Genomic DNA, 25,000 nt, shown 5'->3' with positions numbered 1-25,000 from the left:
CTGAGTACGGCGGAACACGTGAAATTCCGTCGGAATCTGGGAGGACCATCTCCCAAGGCTAAATACTCCCTAGTGATCGATAGTGAACCAGTACCGTGAGGGAAAGGTGAAAAGCACCCCGGAAGGGGAGTGAAAGAGATCCTGAAACCGTGTGCCTACAAATAGTCAGAGCCCGTTAATGGGTGATGGCGTGCCTTTTGTAGAATGAACCGGCGAGTTACGATCCCGTGCGAGGTTAAGCTGAAGAGGCGGAGCCGCAGCGAAAGCGAGTCTGAATAGGGCGTTTAGTACGTGGTCGTAGACCCGAAACCAGGTGATCTACCCATGTCCAGGGTGAAGTTCAGGTAACACTGAATGGAGGCCCGAACCCACGCACGTTGAAAAGTGCGGGGATGAGGTGTGGGTAGCGGAGAAATTCCAATCGAACCTGGAGATAGCTGGTTCTCCCCGAAATAGCTTTAGGGCTAGCCTTAAGTGTAAGAGTCTTGGAGGTAGAGCACTGATTGAACTAGGGGTCCTCATCGGATTACCGAATTCAGTCAAACTCCGAATGCCAATGACTTATCCTTAGGAGTCAGACTGCGAGTGATAAGATCCGTAGTCAAGAGGGAAACAGCCCAGATCGCCAGCTAAGGTCCCAAAGTGTGTATTAAGTGGAAAAGGATGTGGAGTTGCTTAGACAACTAGGATGTTGGCTTAGAAGCAGCCACCATTTAAAGAGTGCGTAATAGCTCACTAGTCGAGTGACTCTGCGCCGAAAATGTACCGGGGCTAAATACACCACCGAAGCTGCGAATTGATACCGATGGTATCAGTGGTAGGGGAGCGTTCTAAGTGCAGTGAAGTCAGACCGGAAGGACTGGTGGAGCGCTTAGAAGTGAGAATGCCGGTATGAGTAGCGAAAGACGGGTGAGAATCCCGTCCACCGAATGCCTAAGGTTTCCTGAGGAAGGCTCGTCCGCTCAGGGTTAGTCAGGACCTAAGCCGAGGCCGACAGGCGTAGGCGATGGACAACAGGTTGATATTCCTGTACCACCTCTTTATCGTTTGAGCAATGGAGGGACGCAGAAGGATAGAAGAAGCGTGCGATTGGTTGTGCACGTCCAAGCAGTTAGGCTGATAAGTAGGCAAATCCGCTTATCGTGAAGGCTGAGCTGTGATGGGGAAGCTCCTTATGGAGCGAAGTCTTTGATTCCCCGCTGCCAAGAAAAGCTTCTAGCGAGATAAAAGGTGCCTGTACCGCAAACCGACACAGGTAGGCGAGGAGAGAATCCTAAGGTGTGCGAGAGAACTCTGGTTAAGGAACTCGGCAAAATGACCCCGTAACTTCGGGAGAAGGGGTGCTTTCTTAACGGAAAGCCGCAGTGAATAGGCCCAAGCGACTGTTTAGCAAAAACACAGCTCTCTGCGAAGCCGTAAGGCGAAGTATAGGGGGTGACACCTGCCCGGTGCTGGAAGGTTAAGGAGAGGGGTTAGCGTAAGCGAAGCTCTGAACTGAAGCCCCAGTAAACGGCGGCCGTAACTATAACGGTCCTAAGGTAGCGAAATTCCTTGTCGGGTAAGTTCCGACCCGCACGAAAGGTGTAACGATTTGGGCACTGTCTCAACCAGAGACTCGGTGAAATTATAGTACCTGTGAAGATGCAGGTTACCCGCGACAGGACGGAAAGACCCCGTGGAGCTTTACTGTAGCCTGATATTGAATTTTGGTACAGTTTGTACAGGATAGGCGGGAGCCATTGAAACCGGAGCGCTAGCTTCGGTGGAGGCGCTGGTGGGATACCGCCCTGACTGTATTGAAATTCTAACCTACGGGTCTTATCGACCCGGGAGACAGTGTCAGGTGGGCAGTTTGACTGGGGCGGTCGCCTCCTAAAGTGTAACGGAGGCGCCCAAAGGTTCCCTCAGAATGGTTGGAAATCATTCGTAGAGTGCAAAGGCATAAGGGAGCTTGACTGCGAGACCTACAAGTCGAGCAGGGACGAAAGTCGGGCTTAGTGATCCGGTGGTTCCGCATGGAAGGGCCATCGCTCAACGGATAAAAGCTACCCCGGGGATAACAGGCTTATCTCCCCCAAGAGTCCACATCGACGGGGAGGTTTGGCACCTCGATGTCGGCTCATCGCATCCTGGGGCTGTAGTCGGTCCCAAGGGTTGGGCTGTTCGCCCATTAAAGCGGTACGCGAGCTGGGTTCAGAACGTCGTGAGACAGTTCGGTCCCTATCCGTCGTGGGCGTAGGAAATTTGAGAGGAGCTGTCCTTAGTACGAGAGGACCGGGATGGACGCACCGCTGGTGTACCAGTTGTTCTGCCAAGGGCATAGCTGGGTAGCTATGTGCGGAAGGGATAAGTGCTGAAAGCATCTAAGCATGAAGCCCCCCTCAAGATGAGATTTCCCATAGCGTAAGCTAGTAAGATCCCTGAAAGATGATCAGGTTGATAGGTTCGAGGTGGAAGCATGGTGACATGTGGAGCTGACGAATACTAATAGATCGAGGACTTAACCATATAATATGTAGCAATGTTATCTAGTTTTGAAGGAATATGCCTTCATAGTTTGGTGATGATGGCAGAGAGGTCACACCCGTTCCCATACCGAACACGGAAGTTAAGCTCTCTAGCGCCGATGGTAGTTGGGACCTTGTCCCTGTGAGAGTAGGACGTCGCCAAGCTATTTATATCATCGCGGGGTGGAGCAGTACGGTAGCTCGTCGGGCTCATAACCCGAAGGTCGCAGGTTCAAATCCTGTCCCCGCAACCAAATGGTCCCGTGGTGTAGTGGTTAACATGCCTGCCTGTCACGCAGGAGATCGCCGGTTCGACCCCGGTCGGGACCGCCATTTTATATAAAGAAAAGAACGAAACAAGTTGTTTCGTATTTTTTTATTTGTTTTAACAAAAAACTAATAAAGACAGTCAAACTATCCTTAGGACAACTCCTAAGGACTTTTTTATATATTCAAAACCTGTATAATAAAGAGCAGAGAACATTGTGAGTAAAGTAGGTGAAGTCTGTGAGTAAATATGAAGTAACAACAAAATCTTCTGAGGAAACACAAAGATTATCAGAAAAACTAGGTGAACTCGTAGAGGCACAAGATGTAATTATTTTAGAAGGAGATCTTGGAGCTGGTAAGACGACTTTTACAAAGGGACTAGCAAAAGGTCTTGGAGTGAAAAGAGTTGTAAATAGTCCTACCTTTAATATTATTAAAGAATATAAAGGAAGATTACCGCTATATCATATGGACGTGTATCGCTTAGCAGAAAGCGAAGAGGACTTAGGCTTTGATGAGTATTTCTACGGTGAAGGAATTACGGTAGTGGAATGGGCTCATTTAATAGAAGCATATTTACCGAATGAAAAGTTACAAATTAGTTTATTCCATGCGGGAGATGACACAAGAAAAATTATACTCGAGCCAATTGGAAATCGCTATATTAGATTATGTGAGGAGCTATTACAAGATGAAAGTACTAGCAATTGATACTTCAAATTACGTAATGGGTGTATCCCTTATTGAGGAAGGAAACGTGATTGGGGAAATCATTACAAATTTGACGAAAAACCATTCTGTACGTCTTATGCCAGCTGTAGAGCAACTGTTAAAAGAATGTGGTGTAAAACCGAAGGAATTAACTAAAATCGTTGTAGCTGCTGGACCTGGATCATATACAGGTGTTCGCATAGGCGTGACAGCGGCAAAAACATTAGCTTGGTCACTTCAAATACCAATTGTAGGTGTATCAAGTTTAGAGGTAGTAGCTGCAAACGGTGCTAACTTTAATGGATTAATTTGTCCTTTATTTGATGGAAGGCGTGGGCAAATCTATACTGGATTATATACATACGAAGGAGAGCAGTTAACTTCAATAGAAGAAGACCGAATTATTCTTATTGTAGACTGGTTGCAAATGTTAAAAGATAAAGGACAGCCTGTTTTATTTATCGGTAATGATGTTAAATTGCATAAAGAAACAATTATAGAATATTTAGGTGATCAAGCTGTATTCGCTCCTTTTACTAAAAATAATCCAAGACCAAGTGAGCTAGCATTTTTAGGATTACAAAAAGAAGAACATGATGTGCATACGTTTGTTCCGAGCTATCTTCGTTTAGCTGAAGCTGAAACAAAGTGGTTAGAAAGTCAAAACAAGTAGGGGCCTTGCAGAAGATGGATATGATATTTAGAAAGATGGAACTTGATGATATTGCTCAAATTGTAGCTATTGAAGAAGTATCTTTTTCAACTCCTTGGACTGCAGATGCTTTTCACCGTGAATTAACGATGAATGAACATGCACATTATATTGTGTTAGAAAAAGATGGTCGTGTAATCGGGTATTGTGGATTGTGGATAATTATTGATGAATCACATATAACAAATATAGCTATTTTGCCAGAATACCGAGGTCAAAAGTTAGGAGATGCCTTATTGAAAGCAGTTATTTCAGAAGCGAAAGAACTAGGGGTAAAAACAATGACGCTTGAAGTACGTGTATCAAATGAAGTAGCAAAGCAGTTATACAAAAAATATGGATTTCAAAATGGTGGAATTCGTAAACGATACTATGCAGACAATCAGGAAGATGGTCTTGTAATGTGGGTGAATATATAATGGAAAAAAATACGATTATACTTGGGATTGAAACGAGCTGTGATGAAACAGCGGTAGCGGTTGTTAAAAATGGGACGGAAATTATTGCGAATGTCGTTGCATCACAAATTGAAAGTCATAAACGTTTTGGCGGCGTTGTACCAGAGATTGCATCCCGTCATCATGTAGAAGAAATTACAGTTGTGTTAGAAGAAGCTTTAAAAGAAGCAAACATAACATTTGATGATATTGATGCAATCGCTGTAACAGAAGGGCCTGGTTTAGTAGGAGCACTTCTAATTGGGGTAAATGCAGCGAAGGCAGTAGCTTTTGCACATGATATTCCGCTAGTCGGTGTTCATCATATTGCTGGTCATATTTATGCGAACCGTTTAGTAAAAGAAGTGCAATTCCCGCTATTATCACTTGTTGTATCTGGTGGGCATACAGAACTTGTTTATATGAAAGAACATGGTTCATTTGAAGTAATTGGTGAAACGCGAGATGATGCAGCTGGAGAAGCATATGATAAAGTAGCTCGTACGTTATCTATGCCATATCCAGGTGGTCCTCATATTGATCGCCTTGCACATGAAGGAGAACCAACAATTGATTTGCCTCGTGCATGGCTAGAACCGGATTCATATGATTTTAGCTTTAGTGGATTGAAATCAGCAGTTATCAACACTGTGCATAACGCGAAACAACGTGGTATAGAAATTAAACCAGAAGATTTAGCGGCAAGTTTCCAAGAAAGTGTAATAGATGTACTTGTAACGAAAGCAGCTCGTGCAGCAGCAGCTTATAATGTAAAGCAATTACTTCTTGCTGGTGGAGTAGCTGCTAATAAAGGACTTCGTGCCCGATTAGAAGAAGAATTTGCAAAAAAAGAAAACATTGAACTAATTATTCCACCGCTATCTTTATGCACAGATAATGCAGCAATGATTGCAGCGGCAGGGACAATTGCGTATGAACAAGGCAAGCGTGCAACATTAGCCTTAAATGCGAATCCAGGATTAGATATTGAAGCATAGTTATGCACATAATTAACCACAGCTTGTGGATAAAACCCATGTTATCTGTTGATAATGTGGGTTTTATTGTGTATATAAAGTGTTGGTAACTTTTTCGTTGGCTGTGGGTAATGTGGAAAAGTTGGTTTAATAGTTATTTTATAAAGGTGGATATGTGTATAAACTTGTGGATAAACTAGATGAAGTCTGACCTTTGAGTGTATTGTTTTTCGGGAAATAAAAAGCAAGAAGATATCCCCGAAAAACATTTTTTAATATCCCTCCATTATAGAGGGTGCTGATATTGTCAATCCTTGTCGGTAAATCGATATTTCGTGTCGAATCGTTTATGTATATAGGGTTACGATAGATATATTTGAAAAATCGTTGATATATTCCCAGTTACCATTGATATATCCAAAAAATTATTTATGTACTTAAAGAAAAAAGATGTCGCATAGTCAAAAATCATGACTGATGAGACATCTTCCTTATTTAAATACTCTTATACATGCAGCTCTTCCCACTCTGCCATACAAGTTTCAAGCTGTTCTTGTAGCGTTTGTTTTTTAGTTGTAATTTCACTAGCTTTTTCATAATCTGCATATATTTCTGGTAAGCAAAGTTGATCTTCTAACGTAGCAATTTCTTCTTCTAAGTTTACGATATTTTGTTCTAGCTCTTCAATTTTTCGAGTGCGTTGACGTTCTAATTGTTTACGCTCTTTTTCTTCGAGATAATTTAATTTTTCTTGAGCTACAGTTTTTTGAACAGGTGCCTGATTTTCTTGCTGTTCAAGTTGTTCAAATGCTGCCCGTTCAATCATTTCATTTTTCTTCTCCACATAGTAATCGTAATCACCTAAATATTCCTGTGCGCCTTCTGTTGATAACTCAACCACAGTCGTTGTTACACGGTTAATAAAGTAGCGGTCATGTGAGACAAATAGAAGAGTCCCTGGATAATCAATTAAAGCATTCTCTAAAATCTCTTTACTATTTAAATCAAGGTGGTTCGTAGGCTCATCCAGAATTAATAAATTTGACTTTTGCATCATAAGTTTCGCAAGAGCTAATCGAGCTTTTTGTCCACCACTAAGGGAAGATACTGGTTTCAGTACATCATCTCCTGTGAATAAAAAATTCCCGAGTATAGTACGGATTTCTTTTTCAGGTTGCAGTGGATATTCATCCCATAGTTCATTTAAAACCCGTTTAGAAGATGTTAAGTTTGCTTGTTCTTGATCATAATAGCCAACAGATACATTTGATCCGAAAGAAACATTACCATTTAATAGTGGTAACTTATTCACAATAGATTTTAATAATGTGGATTTCCCAATTCCGTTTGGACCAACTAAGGCAACACTATCTCCGCGAGTTAAGCGCATAGTTACGTGTTCAATTATAGGGTCCTCCTCATAGCCGATGGTTGCATCTTTTACTTGTAAAACATCATTTCCACTTTGCTTTTCAATATCGAAGTGGAATGATGCTGACTTAGAATCCCCTAATGGTCTCGTTAATAATTCCATTCTGTCCAGTTGTTTACGGCGACTTTGAGCACGTTTCGTTGTAGAAGCACGAGCTATATTCTTTTGAACGAAGTCCTCAAGTTTTGCGATTTCATCTTGTTGTTTTTCGTAACGTTTCATTTCTTGATCATATAATGCTGATTTTAAGTCTAAATATTTACTGTAGTTACCAACAAATCGTCTGCTTTCTTTATTCGAAATTTCATATACTTGTGTAACGAGTTTGTCTAAGAAATAACGGTCATGGGAAACGATTAATATTGCGCCAGGATAACCTTGTAAATATTGCTCAAGCCATGTTAATGTTTCAATGTCTAAATGGTTTGTAGGCTCGTCCAAAATAAGTAAGTCTGGTTTTGTTAATAATAATTTCCCGAGAGCTAATCTTGTTTTTTGCCCGCCACTTAAAGTAGAGATCGTCGTCTGGTGTGTTTCAACTGGGAAGCCAAGGCCGCTTAAAATGGAGCGAATATCCGCTTCATATTGATATCCACCTTGATCTTTATAATTGAGTTGCAATTGGTCATAATCAGCTAACAATCTTTCATATATAGCTTCGTTTGAAAAGTTTTCTTCTTTTCCCATTTCTTGCTCAAGCCTTCGAAGTTTTGTCTCCATTTGCCGTAAGTGGGTAAAGACGGTTAGCATTTCATCCCAAATTGTTAAAGACGTTTCTAGGCCAGTATTTTGAGCTAAATACCCGATTGAGACATCTTTCGGTTTTATAATTTCGCCATCATCATGTGATAACTCACCAGCGATAATTTTTAATAATGTAGATTTTCCAGCTCCATTCCTTCCAACTAATGCGATACGATCTTTTGTTTGTACTTCCAATTTTATGTTTGCAAGAATTGTTTCTGCACCGTATAATTTCGAAAGTCCATTTACTTGTAATAAAATCAATGTTCTCACCTCAAATAATTTCTTAACTTTGCCATGTTTATATTTCTCAATCATACTAAAAATAGTGTATAGTTTAAAATAAAGAGAGAATACTTCTTCTCTTTATTATACAAGGAATTTAATGAGTGCTAAACTTCTGTATTTGATTAAAGTATATGAATAAAGATAGGAAGAGAGGAGAGGTCATATGGATCAGCAAAAGATTCCACAAGCCACTGCTAAAAGATTGCCTCTATACTATCGATTTATCCAAAACTTATCTCTTTCTGGTAAGCAGCGTGTTTCATCGGCCGAATTGAGTGAAGCGGTAAAAGTAGATTCCGCAACAATACGAAGAGATTTTTCGTATTTTGGAGCATTAGGGAAAAAGGGATATGGATATAACGTAAATTATTTATTATCATTTTTCCGCGAAACACTTGATCAAGATGATATAACGCGTGTAGCACTTATTGGAGTAGGTAATTTAGGGACCGCTTTCTTACATTATAATTTCACGAAAAACAATAATACAAAAATTGAAATGGCATTTGATGTTAGTGAAGAGAAAGTTGGAACAGAAATCGGGGGCATTCCTGTATATCATTTAGATGAATTAGAAGAGAGATTATCAAATGATATACAAGTGGCAATATTAACAGTACCGGCTACAGTAGCACAAGCTGTAGCAGATAGATTAGCTGAAACGAGCGTGCACGGTATTTTGAATTTCACACCAGCACGATTAAACGTATCAGAGAATATTAGAATTCATCATATTGATTTAGCTGTAGAGTTACAAACATTAGTTTACTTTTTGAAAAACTATCCACAATAAAACGCAGAGGAAGCGACCTCTGCGTTTTATTATTGTTTCTTCTTTGTGAATTTAACTAATATAAGGCGAAGTGCCAAATTAAAATCAATTGTTGCCATAACTGCAAATAGTATTGTCCACACATTCCAGATTGTATCTGTCACGTTCGTAATGGCGAAGCGTGTAAAGATACATCCAAGAAGGAAGTATAATGCGGCCATGAACAATGGTGAGTTTCTCATACAAAAAATCCTCCGATAAATCCTTGCATTTTTTCAGCTTCTTTAATCATTTCTTGAATTTGCTCATTGCTCATAAAAATTTGCCCAATAGCGACTAATGTATTCATCGCAACATGAGCTGCAATAGGAACGATAATGCGCTTCGTCTTCACATATAAGAAGGCGAATACGAGCCCCATAGCAGTGTATACCAATAAGTGAGTAAAATCAAAATGAATTGCTGCGAATACAAGTGAACTAATGATAGCTGCAATAAAGAAGTTGAACTTCTTATAAAGTGCACCGAATAGAATTTTTCTAAATACGATTTCTTCTAAGATAGGTCCGATTATAGATACAACAATAAGGAACCAAGGAGTAGTTCGTGCAATTTCCATCAGTTTCATTGTATTTTCTGAACCTTGTTTAATTCCTAGTAGCTGCATCTCGATCATACCGGCAACTATTTGTGAAAAGAAAGCTAAGAATAATCCGATGAAAATCCACCCAATTGTAGCTGGAACAGAAGAGCGCGTTGCATCTAAATGTCTGTCGCGAATATCTGTTCTAAGTAACCAAAGTACGATACATAATGCAACAAAGAAGCTAATAATTGCCCAGTGTCCCATTATGATTTGTCCTTTTTCCTCAATGGTAAATCCTCTATTATCATAGAGTCCTGTTTTTAGGAGAAGTGGTAATCCAACAGCGCCAGATAATTGCATTAAAATGTATGTAACGATAATCCACCAGTATTGTTTCTTCAAATGGTTTAACCATCCTTTCTAACTCTAGTGTATGAGATGAGGTAGGATAACATGTAAATATGTTATCTACGATATAAACTTTCATTCGAATTATGATTTTTTTGTAAATACGTATTTTAAATTAAAGTAGGAGACAGGAAAAAGTTGTACGTTTAGCGAAAACAACTTAGGGTGTCTTTCATATTGTAACATACGAGTAGGGGAAACAACGATTCATATAGTAAAGGCAGTATTCTATATAGAAAGTTTATATAGTAATTTGCGAAAAAATTATGATTTTTTTACTTGCAAAAGAAATTGAGATTATTTATTATTATAAGTGTGTTAGCACTCGGGTGACTTGAGTGCTAATAAATAAAATTTACATAACAAAATGAGGAGGTTATTGTTCATGCTAAAGCCATTAGGTGATCGCGTTGTAATTGAGCTTGTTCAAGCAGAAGAAAAAACAGCAAGTGGTATTGTATTACCAGACACTGCAAAAGAAAAACCACAAGAGGGTAAAGTTGTTGCAGTAGGTACTGGTCGAGTGCTTGAAAATGGTGAGCGTGTTGCTTTAGAGGTAGCAGCAGGTGATCTTATCATCTTCTCAAAATATGCAGGTACTGAAGTGAAATATGAAGGTACAGACTACTTGATTTTACGTGAAAGTGACATCTTAGCAGTTATCGGTTAATTATATAAATCTTAAAAAATCCAAGGGGGTCAATTATTATGGCAAAAGATATTAAATTTAGTGAAGAAGCACGTCGTTCGATGCTTCGCGGTGTCGACACTCTTGCAAACGCAGTAAAAGTAACACTTGGACCAAAAGGTCGTAACGTTGTACTTGAGAAAAAATTTGGTTCACCACTTATTACAAATGATGGTGTAACAATCGCAAAAGAAATCGAATTAGAAGATGCATTCGAAAACATGGGTGCGAAATTAGTAGCAGAAGTTGCTAGCAAAACAAATGATGTAGCTGGTGACGGAACAACAACTGCAACTGTATTAGCGCAAGCTATGATTCGTGAAGGTCTTAAAAACGTAACAGCTGGTGCTAACCCAATGGGTCTTCGTAAAGGTATCGAAAAAGCTGTTACTGCTGCAATTGAAGAATTAAAAACGATTTCTAAACCAATCGAAGGCAAATCTTCTATCGCACAAGTAGCTGCTATTTCTGCAGCTGACGAAGAAGTAGGTCAATTAATCGCTGAAGCAATGGAGCGCGTTGGTAACGACGGCGTTATTACTTTAGAAGAGTCTAAAGGATTTACAACAGAATTAGACGTAGTAGAAGGTATGCAATTTGATCGTGGATATGCATCTCCTTACATGATTACTGATTCTGACAAAATGGAAGCAGTTCTTGATAACCCATACATCTTAATTACTGACAAAAAGATTTCTAACATTCAAGAAATCTTACCAGTATTAGAGCAAGTGGTACAACAAGGTAAACCACTTCTTATCATTGCTGAAGATGTAGAAGGCGAAGCTTTAGCTACATTAGTAGTGAACAAACTTCGTGGTACATTCAATGTAGTAGCTGTTAAAGCTCCTGGATTTGGTGACCGTCGTAAAGCAATGCTAGAAGATATCGCAATCTTAACTGGTGGCGAAGTAATCACTGAAGAATTAGGTCGTGACTTAAAATCTGCTACAGTTGAATCTTTAGGACGCGCTGGTAAAGTTGTTGTTACAAAAGAAAACACAACTGTAGTTGAAGGTATTGGAAATACAGAGCAAATCGCAGCTCGCATCGGTCAAATTCGTGCGCAATTAGAAGAAACAACTTCTGAATTCGATCGTGAAAAATTACAAGAGCGTCTTGCGAAACTTGCAGGTGGCGTAGCAGTAATTAAAGTCGGTGCAGCAACTGAAACTGAGTTAAAAGAGCGCAAACTTCGCATTGAAGATGCACTTAACTCAACTCGTGCAGCAGTAGAAGAAGGTATCGTTGCAGGTGGTGGTACTTCACTTATGAACGTATACACGAAAGTAGCTTCTATCGTAGCTGAAGGCGACGAAGCAACAGGTATCAACATCGTACTTCGTGCACTAGAAGAGCCAGTTCGTCAAATCGCAATCAACGCTGGTCTAGAAGGATCTGTAGTTGTAGAGCGTCTAAAAGGCGAAAAAGTAGGCGTTGGTTTCAACGCAGCTACTGGCGAATGGGTTAACATGCTTGAGTCTGGTATCGTAGATCCAGCTAAAGTAACTCGTTCTGCACTTCAAAACGCAGCATCTGTTGCAGCTATGTTCTTAACAACTGAAGCTGTAGTAGCTGACAAGCCAGAACCAAATGCACCAGCAATGCCTGACATGGGTGGCATGGGCATGGGCGGTATGGGCGGAATGATGTAATTCCGTTTGCCCTAAAAAACATCCATTTCTATATAGAAATGGATGTTTTTTTATGTTTTTTAGAAAAGGAAATGAATTTCTGTAGAATTTTGTCGCTTTCTCTCTTGACCATATAGATACTTCATTGTTAGAATCTAGGAAGATAATATAAAACGATCCTTCATATATCCTCAATGATATGGTTTGAGAGTCTCTACCGGGTTACCGTAAACAACCTGACTATGAAGGCAGTGTGTCTTATATTTATAAAGAGCGGAGACTATCTTTCTTTATAAAGCCAGACCCCTGCCTTTTCTTTGTTATGAGACTAGAGGCGGAGGACTGGCTTTTTTTATTATATTAGTAATGCTTTTCGCCAAATTGGTGAAAATATTTATATACGAGAACTAACGTTGGGGTGATTATTTTGAAGAAGCAACACGATACAATTATCGTTTTAGATTTTGGAAGTCAATACAATCAGTTAATAGCACGTCGAATTCGTGAGTTCGGTGTATACAGTGAACTTCATCCACATACAATTACTGCAGAAGAAATTAAAGCAATGAATCCAAAAGGGATTATTTTCTCTGGTGGACCAAATAGCGTATACGGTGAAGGTGCATTACATTGTGATGAAAAAATCTTCGAACTAGGATTACCGATTTTCGGTATCTGTTACGGTATGCAGCTTATGACACAACACTTCGGTGGTAAAGTAGAGCGTGCCAACCACCGTGAGTACGGAAAAGCTGTTCTTAAAGTAGAGAACGAATCAAAATTATATGCGAACCTTCCAGAAGAGCAAGTTGTATGGATGAGCCATGGCGACTTAGTAACTGGTTTACCTGAAGGATTTGTAGTAGACGCAACAAGTGAGTCTTGTCCAATTGCTGGTATGAGCAATGAAGAGAAAAACTTATACGGTGTACAATTCCACCCAGAAGTACGTCACTCTGAGCACGGTAACGATTTAATTAAAAACTTCGTATTCGGTGTATGTGGTTGTTCTGAAGGATGGAACATGGAGAACTTTATCGAAGTAGAACTAGAGAAAATTCGTGAAACTGTTGGAGACAAAAAAGTACTATGCGCACTTAGCGGTGGTGTAGACTCTTCTGTTGTAGCAGTATTAATTCATAAAGCAATCGGCGATCAATTAACATGTATTTTCGTTGACCATGGTTTACTTCGTAAAGGTGAAGCGGAAGGCGTTATGAAAACATTCAGCGAAGGCTTCCACATGAACGTTATTAAAGTGGATGCACAAGAACGTTTCATGAACAAGTTAAAAGGTGTAGAAGATCCAGAACAAAAACGTAAAATCATTGGTAATGAATTCATTTACGTATTTGATGATGAAGCTTCTAAATTACAAGGTATGGACTTCTTAGCACAAGGTACACTTTACACAGACATCGTTGAAAGTGGTACAGCAACTGCACAAACAATTAAATCTCACCATAACGTTGGTGGACTTCCAGAAGACATGCAGTTCAAATTAATTGAGCCTTTAAATACGTTATTTAAAGATGAAGTACGTGTATTAGGATCTGAACTAGGAATTCCTGATGAAATCGTATGGCGTCAACCATTCCCAGGTCCTGGTCTTGGTATTCGTGTATTAGGTGAAATCACAGAAGAGAAATTAGAAATCGTTCGTGAATCTGATGCGATTTTACGTGAAGAAATTATTAAAGCAGGATTAGACCGCGAAATCTGGCAATACTTCACTGCGCTTCCTGGCATGCGTAGCGTAGGTGTTATGGGTGACGAGCGTACTTACGATTACACAGTAGGTATCCGCGCGGTAACATCTATCGACGGTATGACAGCTGACTGGGCACGTATCCCTTGGGACGTATTAGAGAAAATCTCTGTTCGTATCGTAAACGAAGTAAAACACGTTAACCGTATCGTGTATGATGTAACGAGTAAGCCACCAGCAACTATTGAGTGGGAATAGTATTGTAATAAAAAAGATCCATCTATCATTCATGAATAGATGGATCTTTTTGTTTCTACCATTAATACGAACGAAAGTATAAAAGTTTATAAAAATGTTCGTTTTTAAATTGACAAAAGTGCCTATGCGAGTTAATATGAGTATGTAATTCAAACGAAAAGTGAATATTATGCCGTCGTATAATATCGGGGATATGGCCCGAAAGTTTCTACCTAGCTACCGTAAATGGCTTGACTACGAGGCGTTTGTATAAAGACGAGGGGAAACTTGTCTTTGTTTATAGAACGCTTCCATGTATATATGCAATGGAAGCCTTTTTTATTTCTCGGGATAAAAGAGGGCTAGGAGAAATACGGCGAGTAATCATATAACGGGGGAAACGTAAGATGAAACGCTATTTTCAGTTTGATGAGCTCGGTACGAATTATAAGACTGAGTTCATAGCAGGGTTAACGACATTTCTATCTATGGCTTACGTACTGTTTGTCAATCCTGCTACGCTGTCGCTTGGAAATGTTAAAGGGTTACCAGCAGGTACAGGGATGGATCCAGGTGCAGTATTCGTTGCTACGGCATTAGCGGCAGCGATTGGTTCGTTAATTATGGGTATTTTTGCGAAGTATCCAATTGCTTTAGCGCCAGGTATGGGAATTAACGCGTTCTTTGCTTATACAGCAGTGTTAACGATGGGTATTCCTTGGCAAACAGCAATTGCTGGAACATTAATGTCAGGTATTATCTTTATTATTCTTACAGCTTCAGGTATTCGTGAAAAAATTATTAATGCAATTCCATCAGAGTTAAAGTTTGCAGTAGCGGCAGGTATTGGATTATTCATTGCTTTCCTTGGATTCCAAAATGCCGGAATTATTGTGAAAAATGATGCTGTTCTTGTTGGGTTGGGGGACTTAACAAAGGGCACAACGTTACTAGCGATCTTCGGGGTTGTTACTACAATCATCTTTATGATTAAGAAAGTTAATGGTGCAGTATTTTACGGTATGATTCTTACAGCGATCTTAGGAGTAGCAACAGGATTAATTGATACTCCGAAAGCTGTAGTGGGAGCAATACCGAGCCTAGAACCAACGTTCGGTGCTGCGTTAACGCACTTTGGAGATATTTTCACTGTTCAAATGGGTATTGTTATTATAACGTTCTTCTTTATCGATTTCTTTGATACAGCAGGTACGCTTGTAGCGGTTGCGAATCAAGCTGGATTAATGAAGAACAATAAATTACCACGTGCAGGAAAAGCATTATTTGCAGATGCGATTGCAACTGTAATTGGTGCAATCTTGGGTACATCAACAACAACGTCTTACATTGAGTCTTCTGCAGGGGTAGCAGCAGGAGGACGTTCTGGATTTACAGCAGTTGTAACAGCAGGATTCTTCTTACTGGCATTATTCTTCTCGCCATTACTAAGTGTTGTAACGCCAGCTGTAACGGCACCAGCTTTAATTATTGTAGGAATCTTGATGGTTTCTTCCTTAGGGGAAATTGATTGGAAGAAATTCGAGATTGCAGTGCCAGCATTCTTTACAATTATCTCTATGCCACTTACGTATAGTATCGCAACTGGGATTGCGATTGGATTTATCTTCTATCCAATTACAATGGTTGTGAGTGGTCGTCGTAAAGAGGTTCATCCGATTATGTATGTTATGGGAGTTTTATTTGTACTATATTTCATCTACGTTCGTAAATAAAGTGAAACTTTAATCAGAGTGGGGGAAACCCCACCCTGATTATTAGTTGAACCAATCGGGCTTTTAAGGGCAGTTGATCTGCCGCGTAACATCGTTGATTTGGGCAGTTTTTGAAGTGGGAGTCTTACTGCCCGTTAATGCGGGATAAAAGGGGTTTTTTAAAAGGTCTAGACTTAAGGGGAGTCTAGACCTTTTTTGCGTCTTCAGAAAATCTTAAGGATTTCCGAGCGTTTTTCTTCAGAAGTTTTCCTATAATAGAAGTTAGGGATTAAAAAAGTGATGGGGGAGATATTGTGGCACACGAAACAATACTTGTCGTAGATGATGAAAAAGAAATTCGAAATTTAATTACAATCTATTTAAAGAATGAAGGATATAAAGTATTGCAAGCAGGAGACGGGGAAGAAGGATTACGTTTACTAGAAGAAAATGAAGTACATCTAGTCGTATTAGATATTATGATGCCGAAAGTGGATGGTATTCATATGTGTATGAAAGTAAGGGAAGCGAAAGAGATGCCTATTATTATGCTTTCTGCCAAAACGCAAGATATGGATAAGATTTTAGGATTAACAACAGGAGCAGATGATTACGTAACGAAGCCCTTTAATCCATTAGAGTTAATTGCACGAATTAAATCTCAGTTACGCCGTTATATGAAAATGAATGGTTTCGCTGTCCAAAATGAGGACGAGTTAGAAATTGGAGAGATGAAAATCAACATCTCGACCCATAAAGTTATTGTAGAGGGAGAAGAAGTGAAACTAACTCCGAGGGAATTTTCAATTTTAGAATTGCTAACTAGAAATCCAGGTATGGTGTTTAGTGCGGAGCAAATTTATGAAAAGGTGTGGAACGAACGATCTTTCCAGTCTGATAATACTGTAATGGTGCATATTCGAAAAGTGCGTGAAAAGATTGAGGAGAATCCAAGGAAACCTAGATATATAAAAACGGTATGGGGAGTGGGATATAAGATTGAAAAAGATATTTAATCCGTTTACTTATGTTCGGAAAATTCGAGAATTAATTGAAAAGATAATAAAGAGCGTGAAACGGAGTATAAGGATTCAACTTATTACGGCGTTTACTGCTTGTGCGTTATTAGGTCTCTTTGTATCAACGAAGATAGTAGCACCTATTTTTGAAGATGCTAGCCAACATGCCGAGATTAATTACAGAGATGGTATGGAGCAAATTAATCGTAAAGCTCAAAGTACAGCGGAAATGATGGTTGTTGAAAATAAATTAGATGCTGTACAAAACATGATAGAGCTAGAAAATGAGAATTTAGAGCAAGGGCATGATGCCTTTAAAATATTAGTTACTGACGAAAATGGTAAAGTTTTGTATAAAACGAAGCAAGCGCAAGAAGAACAAATTAATTTGCATAATACAATTCGTAATGCGACTTCATTTGCTATCAATTATTCAAATAATAATGATATTGAAAGATCAAGAAAAGAGTTTATTACATTCTCGCCTATTACAATTGAAGGTAAGAACTTATATATGTTTGTAAGTGGGATTCCTCAAGGGGAGGTAGTGTACTATAAAGTAGAAGGACCATTCCCGTTTTTAATGGGTGTTCTTGTATTCATTTTCTCTTTCTTCTATATAACAAAGAGAAAGATGAAGCAGATTGAAGCAATGGCACAAGGTGTAAAGGAAATAGAAAGAGGTAACTTAGCGTACCGCATTGAGAAAAAAGGTGAAGATGAGATTGCGTCTTTAACTGAGAATATTAATAATATGGCGGAAGAGCTTATGAATAATATAGAAAAGGAACGTAAATTAGAAAAGCAGAAAAATGAGCTTATCACAAATGTATCTCATGATTTGCGTACACCACTTACTTCTATTATGGGTTACTTACGATTACTTCGAGATTCTAAATATGAAAATAAAGAACAACATGATGAGTATACAAGAATTGCTTTTGTAAAGTCGGAGCAGTTAAAGAATTTAATAGAAGATTTATTTGAGTATACGAAGTTAACAAATGAACAAGTTGTATTAGAAAAACAAGAAGTATGTGTAAATGAGTTGCTTGAGCAATTGATAGAAGAGTTAGTACCGCAGGCGGAAGAACATGGACTTACGTTTGTTAAGAAGTTTCCTGAGGAACGTACTTATGCATCGATTGATTCGGAAAAGATGGTTCGTGTATTTGATAATTTACTAATGAATGCGATTAAGTACAGTAAAGATGATGGAGAGATAAAAGTTTCTCTTCAAAGGCAGCGTAGGGATATACAAATTGTAATTGCGAATCATAGTGAAGAGTTTACGAGAGAAGAGTTAGTGAATTTGTTTGAACGTTTCTATAAGAAGGATCAATCTCGAAGTAGAGTAACGGAAGGATCGGGACTTGGCTTAGCGATTGCGAAAAGTATTGTTGAGTTGCAAGGTGGTAGTATTCGAGCGGAATATAGGGATGGTATTATTCAATTTATCGTCTCTTTACCAATTATAGAAAAATAATAAATGAATAGAATGATATGTGATAAAAAGGCTTATTTTAAAAGAAATAAGCCTTTTTATATTTTTTATAAAAACATATTGACGATTAGAGATTAGAGGTGTAATATAGAACAAGTCGCCGATGACAATAACGTCGCAAGCGACAAATGAAATGAAAAACTTAGTTGACATTGAAAGATGAAGATGTTAACATAAGGAAGTCGCAAATGAGCGACTAAGTAGTTCTTTGAAAACTGAACGAAACAAACAACGTGAAACGTCAATTTTTATTTTTAGATGCTAGACAAACTAACTTTATTGGAGAGTTTGATCCTGGCTCAGGATGAACGCTGGCGGCGTGCCTAATACATGCAAGTCGAGCGAATGGATTGAGAGCTTGCTCTCAAGAAGTTAGCGGCGGACGGGTGAGTAACACGTGGGTAACCTGCCCATAAGACTGGGATAACTCCGGGAAACCGGGGCTAATACCGGATAACATTTTGAACTGCATGGTTCGAAATTGAAAGGCGGCTTCGGCTGTCACTTATGGATGGACCCGCGTCGCATTAGCTAGTTGGTGAGGTAACGGCTCACCAAGGCAACGATGCGTAGCCGACCTGAGAGGGTGATCGGCCACACTGGGACTGAGACACGGCCCAGACTCCTACGGGAGGCAGCAGTAGGGAATCTTCCGCAATGGACGAAAGTCTGACGGAGCAACGCCGCGTGAGTGATGAAGGCTTTCGGGTCGTAAAACTCTGTTGTTAGGGAAGAACAAGTGCTAGTTGAATAAGCTGGCACCTTGACGGTACCTAACCAGAAAGCCACGGCTAACTACGTGCCAGCAGCCGCGGTAATACGTAGGTGGCAAGCGTTATCCGGAATTATTGGGCGTAAAGCGCGCGCAGGTGGTTTCTTAAGTCTGATGTGAAAGCCCACGGCTCAACCGTGGAGGGTCATTGGAAACTGGGAGACTTGAGTGCAGAAGAGGAAAGTGGAATTCCATGTGTAGCGGTGAAATGCGTAGAGATATGGAGGAACACCAGTGGCGAAGGCGACTTTCTGGTCTGTAACTGACACTGAGGCGCGAAAGCGTGGGGAGCAAACAGGATTAGATACCCTGGTAGTCCACGCCGTAAACGATGAGTGCTAAGTGTTAGAGGGTTTCCGCCCTTTAGTGCTGAAGTTAACGCATTAAGCACTCCGCCTGGGGAGTACGGCCGCAAGGCTGAAACTCAAAGGAATTGACGGGGGCCCGCACAAGCGGTGGAGCATGTGGTTTAATTCGAAGCAACGCGAAGAACCTTACCAGGTCTTGACATCCTCTGAAAACCCTAGAGATAGGGCTTCTCCTTCGGGAGCAGAGTGACAGGTGGTGCATGGTTGTCGTCAGCTCGTGTCGTGAGATGTTGGGTTAAGTCCCGCAACGAGCGCAACCCTTGATCTTAGTTGCCATCATTAAGTTGGGCACTCTAAGGTGACTGCCGGTGACAAACCGGAGGAAGGTGGGGATGACGTCAAATCATCATGCCCCTTATGACCTGGGCTACACACGTGCTACAATGGACGGTACAAAGAGCTGCAAGACCGCGAGGTGGAGCTAATCTCATAAAACCGTTCTCAGTTCGGATTGTAGGCTGCAACTCGCCTACATGAAGCTGGAATCGCTAGTAATCGCGGATCAGCATGCCGCGGTGAATACGTTCCCGGGCCTTGTACACACCGCCCGTCACACCACGAGAGTTTGTAACACCCGAAGTCGGTGGGGTAACCTTTTTGGAGCCAGCCGCCTAAGGTGGGACAGATGATTGGGGTGAAGTCGTAACAAGGTAGCCGTATCGGAAGGTGCGGCTGGATCACCTCCTTTCTATGGAGAATTGATGAACGCTGTTCATCAATATAAGTTTCCGTGTTTCGTTTTGTTCAGTTTTGAGAGAACTATCTCTCATATATAAATGTATGTTCTTTGAAAACTAGATAACAGTGTAGCTCATATTTTTTAATTTTTAGTTTGGTTAAGTTAGAAAGGGCGCACGGTGGATGCCTTGACACTAGGAGTCGATGAAGGACGGGACTAACGCCGATATGCTTCGGGGAGCTGTAAGTAAGCTTTGATCCGAAGATTTCCGAATGGGGAAACCCACTATACGTAATGGTATGGTATCCTTACCTGAATACATAGGGTATGGAAGACAGACCCAGGGAACTGAAACATCTAAGTACCTGGAGGAAGAGAAAGCAAATGCGATTTCCTGAGTAGCGGCGAGCGAAACGGAACATAGCCCAAACCAAGAGGCTTGCCTCTTGGGGTTGTAGGACATTCTATACGGAGTTACAAAGGAACGAGGTAGACGAAGCGACCTGGAAAGGTCCGTCGTAGAGGGTAACAACCCCGTAGTCGAAACTTCGTTCTCTCTTGAATGTATCCTGAGTACGGCGGAACACGTGAAATTCCGTCGGAATCTGGGAGGACCATCTCCCAAGGCTAAATACTCCCTAGTGATCGATAGTGAACCAGTACCGTGAGGGAAAGGTGAAAAGCACCCCGGAAGGGGAGTGAAAGAGATCCTGAAACCGTGTGCCTACAAATAGTCAGAGCCCGTTAATGGGTGATGGCGTGCCTTTTGTAGAATGAACCGGCGAGTTACGATCCCGTGCAAGGTTAAGCTGAAGAGGCGGAGCCGCAGCGAAAGCGAGTCTGAATAGGGCGTTTAGTACGTGGTCGTAGACCCGAAACCAGGTGATCTACCCATGTCCAGGGTGAAGTTCAGGTAACACTGAATGGAGGCCCGAACCCACGCACGTTGAAAAGTGCGGGGATGAGGTGTGGGTAGCGGAGAAATTCCAATCGAACCTGGAGATAGCTGGTTCTCCCCGAAATAGCTTTAGGGCTAGCCTTAAGTGTAAGAGTCTTGGAGGTAGAGCACTGATTGAACTAGGGGTCCTCATCGGATTACCGAATTCAGTCAAACTCCGAATGCCAATGACTTATCCTTAGGAGTCAGACTGCGAGTGATAAGATCCGTAGTCAAGAGGGAAACAGCCCAGATCGCCAGCTAAGGTCCCAAAGTGTGTATTAAGTGGAAAAGGATGTGGAGTTGCTTAGACAACTAGGATGTTGGCTTAGAAGCAGCCACCATTTAAAGAGTGCGTAATAGCTCACTAGTCGAGTGACTCTGCGCCGAAAATGTACCGGGGCTAAATACACCACCGAAGCTGCGAATTGATACCAATGGTATCAGTGGTAGGGGAGCGTTCTAAGTGCAGTGAAGTCAGACCGGAAGGACTGGTGGAGCGCTTAGAAGTGAGAATGCCGGTATGAGTAGCGAAAGACGGGTGAGAATCCCGTCCACCGAATGCCTAAGGTTTCCTGAGGAAGGCTCGTCCGCTCAGGGTTAGTCAGGACCTAAGCCGAGGCCGACAGGCGTAGGCGATGGACAACAGGTTGATATTCCTGTACCACCTCTTTATCGTTTGAGCAATGGAGGGACGCAGAAGGATAGAAGAAGCGTGCGATTGGTTGTGCACGTCCAAGCAGTTAGGCTGATAAGTAGGCAAATCCGCTTATCGTGAAGGCTGAGCTGTGATGGGGAAGCTCCTTATGGAGCGAAGTCTTTGATTCCCCGCTGCCAAGAAAAGCTTCTAGCGAGATAAAAGGTGCCTGTACCGCAAACCGACACAGGTAGGCGAGGAGAGAATCCTAAGGTGTGCGAGAGAACTCTGGTTAAGGAACTCGGCAAAATGACCCCGTAACTTCGGGAGAAGGGGTGCTTTCTTAACGGAAAGCCGCAGTGAATAGGCCCAAGCGACTGTTTAGCAAAAACACAGCTCTCTGCGAAGCCGTAAGGCGAAGTATAGGGGGTGACACCTGCCCGGTGCTGGAAGGTTAAGGAGAGGGGTTAGCGTAAGCGAAGCTCTGAACTGAAGCCCCAGTAAACGGCGGCCGTAACTATAACGGTCCTAAGGTAGCGAAATTCCTTGTCGGGTAAGTTCCGACCCGCACGAAAGGTGTAACGATTTGGGCACTGTCTCAACCAGAGACTCGGTGAAATTATAGTACCTGTGAAGATGCAGGTTACCCGCGACAGGACGGAAAGACCCCGTGGAGCTTTACTGTAGCCTGATATTGAATTTTGGTACAGTTTGTACAGGATAGGCGGGAGCCATTGAAACCGGAGCGCTAGCTTCGGTGGAGGCGCTGGTGGGATACCGCCCTGACTGTATTGAAATTCTAACCTACGGGTCTTATCGACCCGGGAGACAGTGTCAGGTGGGCAGTTTGACTGGGGCGGTCGCCTCCTAAAGTGTAACGGAGGCGCCCAAAGGTTCCCTCAGAATGGTTGGAAATCATTCGTAGAGTGCAAAGGCATAAGGGAGCTTGACTGCGAGACCTACAAGTCGAGCAGGGACGAAAGTCGGGCTTAGTGATCCGGTGGTTCCGCATGGAAGGGCCATCGCTCAACGGATAAAAGCTACCCCGGGGATAACAGGCTTATCTCCCCCAAGAGTCCACATCGACGGGGAGGTTTGGCACCTCGATGTCGGCTCATCGCATCCTGGGGCTGTAGTCGGTCCCAAGGGTTGGGCTGTTCGCCCATTAAAGCGGTACGCGAGCTGGGTTCAGAACGTCGTGAGACAGTTCGGTCCCTATCCGTCGTGGGCGTAGGAAATTTGAGAGGAGCTGTCCTTAGTACGAGAGGACCGGGATGGACGCACCGCTGGTGTACCAGTTGTTCTGCCAAGGGCATAGCTGGGTAGCTATGTGCGGAAGGGATAAGTGCTGAAAGCATCTAAGCATGAAGCCCCCCTCAAGATGAGATTTCCCATAGCGTAAGCTAGTAAGATCCCTGAAAGATGATCAGGTTGATAGGTTCGAGGTGGAAGCATGGTGACATGTGGAGCTGACGAATACTAATAGATCGAGGACTTAACCATATAATATGTAGCAATGTTATCTAGTTTTGAAGGAATATACCTTCAATAGTTTGGTGATGATGGCAGAGAGGTCACACCCGTTCCCATACCGAACACGGAAGTTAAGCTCTCTAGCGCCGATGGTAGTTGGGACCTTGTCCCTGTGAGAGTAGGACGTCGCCAAGCAAGCTTAAGACGAGTCAGAATGACTCGTCTTTTTTGTGTTTTGTAACTTTTTTTCAAAGCTAATTACATATCTATATAAGTTTTATTCGATTTCTTTCGTGATTTTTGATATGTAATTTAAGATTTTCTATTTTATTTCTTAAAGATAAAATTCACCAGTGTGTTAAAATAGTACAGTTGTTTTTTTGATGTACTTTAATATAAGAAGATTTAAGTTAGAAAAGGAGATAATATGAAAAGAATAGGTATAATTACTATAGTAGTCTTAGTCCTTCTAGTAATCGTGTATATGTTAGTTGGGAATTATTTTTATAACTACGCGTTGAATGCGAAACAAGAAAAAGAGTTTTTACAAGATAATCCTCATTTAGTAGAAACGGTAAATGCATCGGGAGATGTATTGGCTACAAATGAAGAAAAGAATGCGAACTTCGTATCGAAGTATAAACCTAACACATTAACTATACGTTCTTTCGATAAAATGAATTTAAAAGGCTATGAATATATGAATGAACAATCTAGTCATAAATGGGCAATTGTGGTTCATGGATACAATGGTAGAGCATCAGAAATGACGAAATATATTCGTAACTTTTATGAACAAGGCTATAATGTCATAGCACCAGACCTTCGTGGGCACGGAAATAGTGAAGGGGATTATGTTGGTATGGGCTGGCATGATCGTAAAGATGTTTTGATTTGGATTCAACAAATCTTAAAGAAAGATCCTAATGCTGAAATAGCTCTATTTGGTGTTTCAATGGGCGGGGCAACTGTAATGATGACTTCAGGAGAAGATTTACCTTCTAATGTTAAAGTTATTATTGAAGATTGTGGATACTCAACCGTTATTGATGAATTTACTTATCAGCTAAAAGATTTATTCCACTTGCCGAAGTTTCCTGTTATGAATGCGGCAAATACAGTTACAAAATTAAGAGCTGGATATGATTTAGAAGAAGCTTCAGCTGTAAAACAAGTAGCGAAAAGTAAAACACCTATGCTATTCATTCATGGGGATGCTGATACATTCGTTCCTTTTGAAATGTTAGATGAAGTATATAATGCTGCAAAAGTAGAAAAAGAGAAATTAATTGTTCCAGGTGCTGGGCATGGAGAAGCGGAGAAAGTAGATTCGAATAAATATTGGAATACCGTATGGAAGTTCGTAGGGAAGTATATTCCGGCATAATTAAAGTTGTTGCATTTATATAGACGATAATCGGAGGGATAATAGTTAATCCTTTTGATTATCGTTTTTTTGTTAATTAGGTAGTCTGCTATAAGTATATTTTTGTATGTACTATATGAAGGAGATAGAGCAAAAACTTTTGAATTCCTTAATCTCAGTGCTACAATGATTGAAAACTAAATGTTAATGAGGTGTTTATATGAAAATTGAGGTTTGGTCGGATTTTGTATGCCCATTTTGCTATATTGGGAAACGTAGATTAGAGATGGCTTTAGAGCAATTTCCACATAAGAAGGATGTTGAAGTTGAGTTTAAAAGTTTTGAGTTGGATCCGAATACTCCCGTTTACTCTGGAACAAGTATTAATGAAGTGCTTGCATCAAAGTATGGGATTAGTATTG

16 protein-coding genes, 2 tRNA genes, 5 rRNA genes and 2 riboswitches (2 of these 25 running past the window's edge) are annotated in these 25,000 nt (G+C 41.0%); of the genes, 20 read left to right on the top strand and 3 right to left on the bottom strand.

Features of this window, described 5'->3' with window-relative positions; all coding sequences use genetic code 11:
* The 8 genes from N2V92_RS06090 to tsaD form a co-directional block, all read left to right on the top strand.
* Positions 1-2,508: ribosomal RNA gene (locus tag N2V92_RS06090) — 23S ribosomal RNA — on the top strand (it extends 414 nt beyond the left edge of the window).
* A gap of 48 nt (positions 2,509-2,556) precedes the next feature.
* Positions 2,557-2,672: ribosomal RNA gene (gene rrf, locus N2V92_RS06085) — 5S ribosomal RNA — on the top strand.
* 12 nt (positions 2,673-2,684) lie between these two features.
* A tRNA-Met gene (locus N2V92_RS06080) sits at positions 2,685-2,761 on the top strand.
* 3 nt (positions 2,762-2,764) lie between these two features.
* Positions 2,765-2,840, top strand: a tRNA-Asp gene (locus N2V92_RS06075).
* A gap of 174 nt (positions 2,841-3,014) precedes the next feature.
* On the top strand, positions 3,015-3,488 hold the full coding sequence (tsaE, locus tag N2V92_RS06070) for a tRNA (adenosine(37)-N6)-threonylcarbamoyltransferase complex ATPase subunit type 1 TsaE (RefSeq protein WP_000049643.1): 474 nt from the start codon (positions 3,015-3,017) through the stop codon (positions 3,486-3,488).
* Positions 3,469-4,161, top strand: a complete 693-nt coding sequence (gene tsaB, locus N2V92_RS06065; protein ID WP_000865772.1) for a tRNA (adenosine(37)-N6)-threonylcarbamoyltransferase complex dimerization subunit type 1 TsaB — start codon at positions 3,469-3,471, stop codon at positions 4,159-4,161. Before tsaE ends, tsaB begins: the two co-directional genes overlap by 20 nt.
* Before the next feature lie 14 nt (positions 4,162-4,175).
* Positions 4,176-4,619: a ribosomal protein S18-alanine N-acetyltransferase gene (rimI, locus tag N2V92_RS06060; protein ID WP_000367207.1), complete on the top strand. Its 444-nt coding sequence runs from the start codon at positions 4,176-4,178 to the stop codon at positions 4,617-4,619.
* The gene (gene tsaD / locus N2V92_RS06055) at positions 4,619-5,635 is read left to right on the top strand and encodes a tRNA (adenosine(37)-N6)-threonylcarbamoyltransferase complex transferase subunit TsaD (RefSeq protein WP_000414591.1); all 1,017 of its coding nucleotides are present in this window, start codon (positions 4,619-4,621) and stop codon (positions 5,633-5,635) included. The genes rimI and tsaD overlap by 1 nt, the downstream gene beginning before the upstream one ends.
* A gap of 484 nt (positions 5,636-6,119) precedes the next feature.
* Here the strand turns inward: tsaD and N2V92_RS06050 are convergent, their stop codons facing one another.
* Complete coding sequence (locus N2V92_RS06050; protein WP_016078110.1) at positions 6,120-8,054, bottom strand: ABC-F family ATP-binding cassette domain-containing protein; 1,935 nt, start codon at positions 8,052-8,054, stop codon at positions 6,120-6,122.
* A gap of 187 nt (positions 8,055-8,241) precedes the next feature.
* Between N2V92_RS06050 and N2V92_RS06045 the strand changes: the two genes are divergently transcribed.
* A complete protein-coding gene (locus N2V92_RS06045) occupies positions 8,242-8,871 on the top strand; it encodes a redox-sensing transcriptional repressor Rex (RefSeq protein WP_000372699.1) in 630 nt (209 codons plus the stop codon).
* 29 nt (positions 8,872-8,900) lie between these two features.
* On the opposite strand, the gene N2V92_RS06040 is transcribed toward N2V92_RS06045, so the two are convergent.
* Entirely contained in the window at positions 8,901-9,092 is a 192-nt protein-coding gene (locus N2V92_RS06040) for a YdiK family protein (RefSeq protein ID WP_001246204.1), read from the bottom strand.
* Positions 9,089-9,838 carry a CPBP family intramembrane glutamic endopeptidase gene (locus N2V92_RS06035; protein WP_000745315.1) on the bottom strand — a complete coding sequence of 250 codons (750 nt, stop codon included), beginning with the start codon at positions 9,836-9,838 and terminating at the stop codon, positions 9,089-9,091. Before N2V92_RS06035 ends, N2V92_RS06040 begins: the two co-directional genes overlap by 4 nt.
* A 391-nt stretch (positions 9,839-10,229) precedes the next feature.
* Between N2V92_RS06035 and groES the strand changes: the two genes are divergently transcribed.
* The 11 genes from groES to N2V92_RS05980 all read left to right on the top strand — a co-directional run.
* Complete coding sequence (gene groES / locus N2V92_RS06030; RefSeq protein WP_000917311.1) at positions 10,230-10,514, top strand: co-chaperone GroES; 285 nt, start codon at positions 10,230-10,232, stop codon at positions 10,512-10,514.
* 38 nt (positions 10,515-10,552) lie between these two features.
* Positions 10,553-12,187 (top strand): chaperonin GroEL, encoded by a 1,635-nt coding sequence (groL, locus tag N2V92_RS06025; protein ID WP_001029992.1) that lies wholly within the window; start codon positions 10,553-10,555, stop codon positions 12,185-12,187.
* Between the two features lie 140 nt (positions 12,188-12,327).
* Positions 12,328-12,429, top strand: a riboswitch (purine riboswitch).
* 164 nt (positions 12,430-12,593) lie between these two features.
* Positions 12,594-14,132 (top strand): glutamine-hydrolyzing GMP synthase, encoded by a 1,539-nt coding sequence (gene guaA / locus N2V92_RS06020; protein ID WP_000743914.1) that lies wholly within the window; start codon positions 12,594-12,596, stop codon positions 14,130-14,132.
* Between the two features lie 155 nt (positions 14,133-14,287).
* Positions 14,288-14,389, top strand: a riboswitch (purine riboswitch).
* 129 nt (positions 14,390-14,518) lie between these two features.
* Positions 14,519-15,844, top strand: coding sequence for an NCS2 family permease (locus N2V92_RS06015; protein WP_000833094.1), 1,326 nt, complete (start codon positions 14,519-14,521; stop codon positions 15,842-15,844).
* A 293-nt stretch (positions 15,845-16,137) separates the two neighbouring features.
* A complete protein-coding gene (locus N2V92_RS06010; RefSeq protein ID WP_000929886.1) occupies positions 16,138-16,839 on the top strand; it encodes a response regulator transcription factor in 702 nt (233 codons plus the stop codon).
* Positions 16,823-18,328 (top strand): sensor histidine kinase, encoded by a 1,506-nt coding sequence (locus N2V92_RS06005; RefSeq protein WP_000719237.1) that lies wholly within the window; start codon positions 16,823-16,825, stop codon positions 18,326-18,328. Before N2V92_RS06010 ends, N2V92_RS06005 begins: the two co-directional genes overlap by 17 nt.
* Before the next feature lie 294 nt (positions 18,329-18,622).
* Positions 18,623-20,174, top strand: a 16S ribosomal RNA gene (locus N2V92_RS06000).
* Positions 20,175-20,320: 146 nt separating this feature from the next.
* Positions 20,321-23,242, top strand: a 23S ribosomal RNA gene (locus N2V92_RS05995).
* A 49-nt stretch (positions 23,243-23,291) separates the two neighbouring features.
* A 5S ribosomal RNA gene (gene rrf / locus N2V92_RS05990) occupies positions 23,292-23,407 on the top strand.
* Together the 16S, 23S and 5S rRNA genes form the textbook arrangement of a ribosomal RNA operon.
* Before the next feature lie 232 nt (positions 23,408-23,639).
* A complete protein-coding gene (locus N2V92_RS05985; protein WP_000821104.1) occupies positions 23,640-24,599 on the top strand; it encodes an alpha/beta hydrolase in 960 nt (319 codons plus the stop codon).
* Positions 24,600-24,798: 199 nt separating this feature from the next.
* On the top strand, positions 24,799-25,000 hold the 5' end (the start) of the coding sequence (locus N2V92_RS05980) for a DsbA family oxidoreductase (protein WP_000687924.1). The gene runs 530 nt beyond the window's last position; only the first 202 of its 732 coding nucleotides appear in the window; its start codon is at positions 24,799-24,801; the stop codon falls past the right edge of the window.

The organism is Bacillus sp. CH_48 (assembly GCF_038008465.1).
Lineage (GTDB): Bacteria > Bacillota > Bacilli > Bacillales > Bacillaceae_G > Bacillus_A > Bacillus_A thuringiensis_S.
Note: the sequence above shows the minus strand (reverse complement) of the source record. Positions and strands in the feature narration are given on the sequence as shown.

Coding starts and splice junctions, on each gene's coding strand:
- tsaB (WP_000865772.1), top strand. CDS start 3,469: ATGAAAGTACTAGCAATTGATACTTCAAATTACGTAATGGGTGTATCC.
- rimI (WP_000367207.1), top strand. CDS start 4,176: ATGGATATGATATTTAGAAAGATGGAACTTGATGATATTGCTCAAATT.
- tsaD (WP_000414591.1), top strand. CDS start 4,619: ATGGAAAAAAATACGATTATACTTGGGATTGAAACGAGCTGTGATGAA.
- N2V92_RS06045 (WP_000372699.1), top strand. CDS start 8,242: ATGGATCAGCAAAAGATTCCACAAGCCACTGCTAAAAGATTGCCTCTA.
- N2V92_RS06040 (WP_001246204.1), bottom strand. CDS start 9,092: ATGAGAAACTCACCATTGTTCATGGCCGCATTATACTTCCTTCTTGGA.
- groES (WP_000917311.1), top strand. CDS start 10,230: ATGCTAAAGCCATTAGGTGATCGCGTTGTAATTGAGCTTGTTCAAGCA.
- groL (WP_001029992.1), top strand. CDS start 10,553: ATGGCAAAAGATATTAAATTTAGTGAAGAAGCACGTCGTTCGATGCTT.
- N2V92_RS06015 (WP_000833094.1), top strand. CDS start 14,519: ATGAAACGCTATTTTCAGTTTGATGAGCTCGGTACGAATTATAAGACT.
- N2V92_RS05985 (WP_000821104.1), top strand. CDS start 23,640: ATGAAAAGAATAGGTATAATTACTATAGTAGTCTTAGTCCTTCTAGTA.